Source organism: Streptomyces bambusae, assembly GCF_019400985.1.
GTDB classification, from domain to species: Bacteria; Actinomycetota; Actinomycetes; order Streptomycetales; family Streptomycetaceae; genus Streptomyces; species Streptomyces bambusae_A.
Genome location: NZ_WTFF01000345.1, coordinates 1 through 7637, shown reverse-complemented (window position 1 = coordinate 7637; position 7637 = coordinate 1). Strand labels below are relative to the sequence as shown.

The following is a 7637-nucleotide window of genomic DNA, read 5'->3' as shown; positions in this document are numbered from 1 at the left end:
GGCGGACGGTCATTCCCGGCCCGGCGGCCTGCCCCGCCGGATCCGCCAGGCAAGCCTGGCGCCCCAGCTGAAGAAGGCCCAGGCCTCCGCGGCCGGCTCCGCTGCCGCCCAGCCGGTCGCCGACCGGGACGCGGAGGAGGTGCGCACGCGCATGTCCGCACTCCAGCGCGGCTGGACCGCCGGCCGCCGGCACCACGCCGAGCAGTCCGAGGCGCGGTCCGCCGGCACCACCACCGGGGCCGCCGGCGAGCACGACCACGAGCACGAGAACGAGCAGAACGAGAACGAGGGGGACGGTCGATGACCGCACCGCAGACCGCAGGCAGCAGCGACGCCAAGGGGCGCGGGGGCCAGTTGGGCTGGCTCCTGGACGAGCTGGTCGACCGGGTCGGCAGCATCCGCAAGGCGGTCGTCCTCTCCGGCGACGGACTGCCCACCGGCTCCTCGCGGGAGCTGACCCGCGAGGACAGCGAGCACCTGGCCGCCGTCGCCTCCGGCTTCCACAGCCTCGCCAAGGGCGTCGGCCGGCACTTCGACTCCGGGCAGGTCCGCCAGACCGTCGTCGAGCTGGACGAGGCGTTCCTGTTCGTCATGGCCGCCGGCGACGGCAGCTGCCTGGCCGTCCTGTCCGACGCGGACTCCGACGTCGGCCAGGTCGCCTACGAGATGACCCTGATGGTCAAGCGGGTGGGTGCCCACCTCGCGACGGCCCCCCGCACCGGTCAGCCAGCAGGAGGGTGAGGGCGGACCGTATGAGCGAACTGGGCCAGGACCCCACCGGCACCTCCCACGCCTCCGACGTCGGCCCGGCCGCCCACCCGCACTGGTACGACGACGAGGCCGGGCCGGTGGTGCGCCCGTACGCGATGACGCGCGGCCGGACCAGCCACGCGGCCCAGCACCGGCTCGACCTGATCGCGCTGGTCGTCGCGGAGCCCGCCGCCGACGACCCGGCCTGGGACATGACCCTGTCACCGGAACACGCCCACATCCTGGAGCTGTGCCGGGAACGGCCGCAGTCGGTCGCCGAGATCGCCGCCGGCCTCGACCTTCCGGTCGGGGTCGTCCGGGTCCTGATCGGCGACCTCGTGGACGACGAACTCGTCCACGTGACCCGGCCGGTGCCCCCGGCCGAACTCCCCGACGAATCCATTCTCCGTGAGGTGATCGATGGCCTTCGGGCGCTCTAGCCGCACCGGCGTCATGCACGCCGTGTCGCCGATCGAGCCGCTGACCCTGAAGCTCCTGGTCGCGGGCGGCTTCGGCGTCGGCAAGACCACGCTGGTCAGCGCGGTGAGCGAGATCAGACCCCTGCGCACCGAGGAACTGCTCTCCGAGCCGAGCGCCGCCGTCGACGACCTCCACGGGGTGGAGGCCAAGAGCACCACCACGGTCGCCATGGACTTCGGGCGCATCACCCTGCGCGACGACCTCGTCCTGTACCTGTTCGGCACGCCGGGCCAGGACCGCTTCTGGTTCCTGTGGGACGAGCTGGCCCAGGGCGCGCTCGGTGCGGTGGTCCTCGTCGACACCCGCCGGCTCGCCGACTGCTTCGCCGCGGTGGACTACTTCGAGCGGCGCGGCATCCCGTTCCTCGTCGCCGTCAACTGCTTCGACGGCGCCGAGCGGCATCCCGTGGTGACCGTACGCGAGGCACTGGACCTGGAACCGGAGGTTCCGGTGCTGCTGTGCGACGCGCGGGACCGTGAATCGGTCAAGGACGTGCTGGTCGGGGTGGTCGAGCACGCGATGTCCGTGGCCCGCGCCCGGCGTCAGGAGGCCGCCCGCGTCTGAGCGTTGCCCATCCGCCGCGCTTCCGCCGCACTTCCGCCACGCATCCGCTGCGCCTGCGGACGGACCTGTGGAGGCGGCCCGTACCCCCGCCGACTGGGGTACGGGCCGCGGCTCACAAGGGGGGCTGAGGGACGCGCCCGACGGGGGCGCGTAAGGACCGTGCAGGCAGTGTGAACCTGCCGCAGGAGGCCGTCAAGCGTTCGGACAACAGCCGCAGTTCAGCCTGTCCGGGTACGGCTCACCGCACGGCGACGACGGCCGAGCCGTGGCCGAACAGCCCCTGGTTCGCGGTGATCCCCACCCGCGCGCCGGGCACCTGCCGCTGCCCCGCCCGTCCGCGCAGCTGCCACGCCAGTTCGCACACCTGGGCGATGGCCTGCGCCGGCACCGCCTCGCCGAAGGAGGCGAGCCCGCCGCTCGCGTTGACCGGCGTACGCCCGCCCAGCGCGGTCGCCCCCTCCCGTACGAGCTTGGCCCCCTCGCCCGCCCCGCACAGCCCGATGTCCTCGTACCACTCCAGCTCCAGCGCCGTGGACAGGTCGTACACCTCGGCCAGGGACAGGTCCTCCGGTCCGATCCCCGCCTCCTCGTACGCCGCCCGCGCGATCGACCGACGGAAGGAGTCCTCGGGCAGGGACGCGCCGGCCCCGGATCCGCCGGCCCGGGATCCGCCGGCCCCGGATCCGGCGGTTGCGGAACCGCCCCCGCCGGCCGCCGAGTCCGTGGCGATGTCGGGCAGGTCCAGCACCGTCCGCGGATACGTGGGCGTCACGGTCGACACCGCCCGGATCCGCACCGGGTCCGCGACCCCGCGCGCCCGGGCGAAGTCCATGCCGGCCAGCACCAGCGCCGCCCCGCCGTCGGAGGTCGCGCAGATGTCGAGCAGCCGCAGCGGATCGGCCACGACCGGCGAGGCCGCCACCTCCTCCGCCGAGACGGGCCTGCGGTAGCGGGCGTTGGGGTTCAGCGCCCCGGCCGCCGCGTTCTTCACCTTGACCTGCGCGAAGTCCTCGGGCGTGTCCCCGTACAGCGCCATCCGGCGGCGCGCGTACAGCCCGAAGTACGCCGGATTGGTGGCCCCGAGCACCCGGAACCGGAGCCAGTCCGGATCGTCGGGCCGGTCCCCGCCCGCCGGCGCGAAGAAGCCCTTGGGGGCCGCGTCCGCGCCCACCACCAGCACCACGTCCGCCAGCCCTGCCAGGATCTGCGCCCGGGCCGCCCCGATCGCCTGTGCCCCCGACGCGCAGGCCGCGTACACGCTGGTGACCCGCGCGCCCTGCCAGCCGAGCGCCCGCGCGAACGTGGCCCCGGCCACGTATCCCGGGTACCCGCCGCGCACCGTGTCCGCGCCCACGACCGACTGCACGTCGGTCCACTCCAGCCCCGCGTCGTCGAGCGCCGCCCGGGCCGCGGCCCGCCCGTACTCCACGAAGCTGCGGCCCCACTTGCCCCAGGGGTGCATCCCGACCCCGAGGACCGCCACGTCCGCGCTCCCGCCCGCCGCCACCGGGCTCATCGCTGCCCCGCCACGGGCCGGAAGCGCCAGGTGGTCCAGGTGGTGTCCGCGTCCTGGTCCAGCACGCCCGGCACCACCTCCACCTCCATCCCCACGGCCAGGTCCCCGACGCCGACCCCGGGCACCGTCTGCCCCAGCACGACCATCCGCTCGGCCTCCAGTTCCACGGCCACCAGCGTGTACGGCTCCCAGGGCGCGGCCGGGTCGGAGACGTAGGGCGCGGGCGGGCGGTAGCGCCCGTCGGTGTACGACCAGACGCGCCCGCGCGGCGACAGCGGGACCTCGGCGAGCTCGCCGCCGCCGGCGCAACGCGGGTCGCGGCAGTACGCGTCCTCCCGCGGGAAGAACACCGACCCGCACGCGGTGCACCGCGTACCGAGCAGCCGGAAGCCGCCCTCCGCCCCGTCGTCCTCCGTGAACCACCCGCGCACGACGGGCTTCCGTGTCCGCTCCACGACTCTCCTCCGCGACCGAAGTATCTGACGCAACGTCAGAAGTCTGCCGCAGTGGGCGCCTCAGGTCACCGGTTCCGGGCGATCCCGATCCCCACGGAAGCCAGCCGGACCGGGAAGTCGAAGGGAGGTGAGGGCGCCGGGATGGGCTCGGGGCGGTAGGTGAAGTGCCACCACTCCTCGGGCAGGTTGACGAATCCCTCCGCGGCCAGGCTCTCCCGGAGCAGTCGGCGGTGGCGCGCGGCGCCCGGGCCCACCCGGGGGTCGTCGGTGTGCGACAGCGGATCGAAGAAGTCGAACGGCGTCCCCATGTCCACGGGCCGGCGGCCGGCCGCCGGACGCACCAGCGTGACGTCGACGGTGCTCCCGCGGTTGTGCCCGGACCGCTCGGCGATGTACCCGTGCGGGATCAGCAGCGACTTGTCGACATGCGGGTAGTACGACTCCTTCGTCCGCTGGTCCGCCAGGTCCCGGGCCCAGCGCACGAACCGGTCGACGGCCCGCTGCGGCCGGTAGCAGTCGTACACGAGCAGCCCGTACCCGCGCCGCAGCAACCCCTGCTGCGCCCGGCGCAGCGCGAGCGCCGCGGGCCGGGCCAACAGGCACTCGGCCTCGTCGTACCCGTCCACGACCGCACCGGTGAAGTTCCGCCCGCCGGCGTAGCGCATGTCCTGCCCGACGGACGCATCGACGAACCGCAACGCGACGAACCCGTCGGGCGCAAGCGGACCCGCACCCGCCCCCCGCCCTCCACCGCCGCCCCCACCGTCCCGGGCCGCGGAGACTGTGCCCGCGGCGGCCGGGCTCACGGTGGACGTAGGCGCTGCCACCACCCCCTCCGCTCCGCCTGCCGCCGCGGTCAGGCCGAGCACCGCCCACACCACGGCCCCGACGCCAAGCCGTTGCACCCGACTCCGTACAACACCCCTGTCTCCCATGCCCCTTCCCTTACCATTCCGGCATGGCGCCACAGCTGAGGGACTCGCACTGCTCCACCTGCGGATCACCGTTCGACACCGCCGACTGGCCGCGCAAGTGCCCCTCCTGCGGGACGGTCGCGTACCGCAATCCGCTCCCGGTGGCCGTCGCCCTCCTGCCCGTCGAGGACGAACGAGGCACCGGCCTCGTGGTCATCACCCGCACCATCGAGCCCGCCCGGGGCGGTGTCGCCCTGCCCGGCGGTTTCATCGACTTCGGCGAGGACTGGCGGGACGCGGTGGTACGCGAACTGCGCGAGGAGACCGGCATCGAGGCCGCGGCCGACGAGGTCGCCCTGGCCGACGCGCTCAGCTCTCCGGCCGGCCACCTGCTCCTCTTCGGCCTCCTGCCGCCCCGCCCGGCCGCCACCCTGCCCCCGCCCGTCCCCACGGACGAGACCGAGGGCTGGCACATCCTCCACGCCCCGACCACCCTGGCCTTCCCCCTCCACACCCAGGCCGCCGCCTCCTGGTTCGCGGGCCACTACACCTGACCCGGCCCACATTTCCAGCCCCGCCGGCGTTTGAGGCGCGGGGGTCCGGGGGCGGAGCCCCCGAAAGCGGGGGCCGGGGCGGCAGCCCCGGTATCGGGAAGGGGCGGGGTGGGGAAAGGCCCCGCGCAGCGGCCCACCCCTCAGCCCCCACCCCTCAGCCCCCGCATCCGCACCTTCAACTCCACCCCGTCCTCCCCCTCCACCACGACCCGCCCCCCACGCCACCGCACCGTCACCCGCTCGACCTCCGCGACCCCGAAGCCCTCGCCCGGGTCCCGGACCAACACCCCGCTCCCGGTACGGCCGGCCGCCGGGGCCCACGCCTCCAGCTCGGGCTCGCCGTCCTCGCCCCGCACCGCAATCACCGACCCCGCCCGCGCCAGCACCGGGATCCGCCTCATCGGAGCGTCGAGCAGCACCTGGCCCGGGCCCTCGTACGCCTCACCCGTCGCCGTGTCGTACCACCGCCCCCGCGGCAGCCGGACCGCGCGCCGGTCGGCGCCGCACTCCAGCACCGGAGCCACCAACAGCGAGTCGCCGAGCAGGAACGCGTCCTCGCAGTCCCGCAGCGCCCGCTCCTCCGGCGCGCCCCACCACAGCGGACGGGCGTACGGTGCCCCCGTGCGCCGGGCCAGATGCGCCAGAGCCATGAAGTACGGCCGCAGCCGCTCCCGTTCGGCCAGCACCGCCCGCGCCCCCTCCAGCACCTCCGGGCCGAACTCCCACGGCTCCCGCCGCCCCGCCCACATCGCCGCGTGCGTCCGGAACAGCGGCAGGTACGCCCCCAGCTGGAACCACCGCAGGAACAGCTCCGGGCTCGGCGACCCGCCGAAACCCCCCACGTCCGGCCCCGAGTACGGCACCCCGCACAGCCCCAGCCCCAGCACCAGCGCCAGCGACGCCCGCAGCCCCTCCCAGCCGGTCTCCACGTCGCCGGACCACGTACCCCCGTACCGCTGCATCCCCGCCCACCCCGACCGGGAGAAGAGGAACGGCCGCTCCGCCGGCCGCAGCCGCACCAGGCCCTCGTACCCGGCCCGCGCCATCCCCAGCGCGTACACGTTGTGCGCCTCCCGGTGGTCCCCGCCCGCGCCCTCCAGCACGTGCCGCGACGACCGCGGCAGCGTCTGGTCGGGGAAGACCGGCGGGGTGAAGGACACCGGCTCGTTCATGTCGTGCCATACCCCCGCGAAGCCCTGCCGCAGCCGCTCCTCGTACAGATCGCCCCACCACCGGCGCACCTGCGGGTCCGTGAAGTCCGGATAGGCGCACTCCCCGGGCCACACCTCCCCGCGGACCTCCCGCCCCTGCGCGTCGCGTACGAACGCCCCCGCGGGCCCCACCCCGCGCCCGGCGGCGTACGTACCGCCCTCCTCCACCTTCACGGCCGGGTCCACGATCGACACCAGCCGCACCCCGGACTCCCGCAACTCCCCGGCCAGCCCGGGCAGATCGGGGAAGGCCTCCTGGTCCACGGTGAAGACCCGGTGCCCGTCGTAGTGGTCGATGTCCAGGTGCACCGCCGACAGCGGCAGCCCCCGCGAGGCATAGCCGGCCACCACGCGCCGCACCTCCTGAGCGCTCCCGAACCCCCACCGCGCGTGCTGGTACCCCAGGGCCCACTCCGGCGGCACCGCCGCCGCGCCCGTCAGGCCCGACCAGCCCTGCAGCACCCGGGCCGGCGTCCCGACCAGCACCCAGCAGCGCAACGGGCCGCCGTCCATGCGCAGTTCACTCACCCCCGGCCGGTCCGGACCGGACCCGGCGCCCTCCTCGCCCTCGCGCAGCACCACCCGCCCGTCCCAGGTGGAGTCGTGGAAGACCAGGTGCGTGCCCGCGTCCGCGACCACCATCTGCACCGGCATCGTGATGTACAGCGGATCGTCCCCCGGGCCGAACCCGCCCCGCGGATCGGTGTTCCACAGCCGGTACGAACCGTCCCGCAGCCGCGGCCCCGACGCGCGCCCGCCCAGCCCGAAGAACCGCGCGTCCGCCGGCACCTCGGCGCGCTGCAGCCAGCGCGCCCCGCCGACCGCCCCCACCGGCTCCCACCAGCGCGGCGGCAGCTCCCGGCGGAGCACCACGCCACCGGGCGTGCGCACCTCCACCGCACCGTGCCGGGAGACCGCCACGGTCACCCGCTCCGACACCACCCGCCAGCCGCCGCCCGTGTCCGGCTCCAGCACCGCCCGCGGGTCCGGCTCCGGCCCCGAGCCCACCACGGCGTACGAGGGCGTCGGCTCCGCCCCGTCCCAGCCCCAGAACACCGCCCCGCCCGCGGTGACCCGCACCAGCAGCTCCGAGCGCGCGAAGCGCAGCACGCCCCCGCCCGGACGCGAGTCCGCCCCGGTGAGCAGCCCAGGCACCCGGGCGCGCTCCGGGCCGCGCGGCGGCAGCCCGACGG

At 75.4% G+C, this 7637-nt stretch carries 8 protein-coding genes and 1 pseudogene; 5 read left to right on the top strand and 4 right to left on the bottom strand.

Annotated elements, in window-relative coordinates; all coding sequences use genetic code 11:
- The 4 genes and pseudogenes from GPJ59_RS30890 to GPJ59_RS30875 all read left to right on the top strand — a co-directional run.
- Window positions 1-304: pseudogene (locus GPJ59_RS30890) on the top strand (histidine kinase); the annotation flags it as partial.
- Window positions 301-741, top strand: a complete 441-nt coding sequence (locus tag GPJ59_RS30885; RefSeq protein WP_219671220.1) for a roadblock/LC7 domain-containing protein — start codon at window positions 301-303, stop codon at window positions 739-741. The pseudogene GPJ59_RS30890 and the gene GPJ59_RS30885, both read left to right, overlap by 4 nt.
- Before the next feature lie 11 nt (window positions 742-752).
- Window positions 753-1190, top strand: coding sequence for a DUF742 domain-containing protein (locus tag GPJ59_RS30880; RefSeq protein ID WP_258025177.1), 438 nt, complete (start codon window positions 753-755; stop codon window positions 1188-1190).
- Complete coding sequence (locus GPJ59_RS30875) at window positions 1171-1794, top strand: GTP-binding protein (RefSeq protein ID WP_219671219.1); 624 nt, start codon at window positions 1171-1173, stop codon at window positions 1792-1794. The genes GPJ59_RS30880 and GPJ59_RS30875 overlap by 20 nt, the downstream gene beginning before the upstream one ends.
- Window positions 1795-2032: 238 nt before the next feature.
- Here the strand turns inward: GPJ59_RS30875 and GPJ59_RS30870 are convergent, their stop codons facing one another.
- From GPJ59_RS30870 to GPJ59_RS30860, 3 genes are all read right to left on the bottom strand, one after another.
- On the bottom strand, window positions 2033-3310 hold the full coding sequence (locus GPJ59_RS30870; protein WP_219671218.1) for a lipid-transfer protein: 1278 nt from the start codon (window positions 3308-3310) through the stop codon (window positions 2033-2035).
- Window positions 3307-3765 (bottom strand): Zn-ribbon domain-containing OB-fold protein, encoded by a 459-nt coding sequence (locus tag GPJ59_RS30865; RefSeq protein ID WP_219671217.1) that lies wholly within the window; start codon window positions 3763-3765, stop codon window positions 3307-3309. Before GPJ59_RS30865 ends, GPJ59_RS30870 begins: the two co-directional genes overlap by 4 nt.
- Before the next feature lie 65 nt (window positions 3766-3830).
- Complete coding sequence (locus tag GPJ59_RS30860) at window positions 3831-4463, bottom strand: M15 family metallopeptidase (protein WP_308120577.1); 633 nt, start codon at window positions 4461-4463, stop codon at window positions 3831-3833.
- A 260-nt stretch (window positions 4464-4723) separates the two neighbouring features.
- Here GPJ59_RS30860 and GPJ59_RS30855 point away from each other — a divergent pair, with 260 nt between their 5' ends.
- A complete protein-coding gene (locus GPJ59_RS30855; RefSeq protein ID WP_219671215.1) occupies window positions 4724-5233 on the top strand; it encodes an NUDIX domain-containing protein in 510 nt (169 codons plus the stop codon).
- A gap of 140 nt (window positions 5234-5373) precedes the next feature.
- On the opposite strand, the gene GPJ59_RS30850 is transcribed toward GPJ59_RS30855, so the two are convergent.
- A complete protein-coding gene (locus GPJ59_RS30850) occupies window positions 5374-7629 on the bottom strand; it encodes a glycoside hydrolase family 31 protein (RefSeq protein WP_258025178.1) in 2256 nt (751 codons plus the stop codon).
- Window positions 7630-7637: the final 8 nt, after the last annotated feature.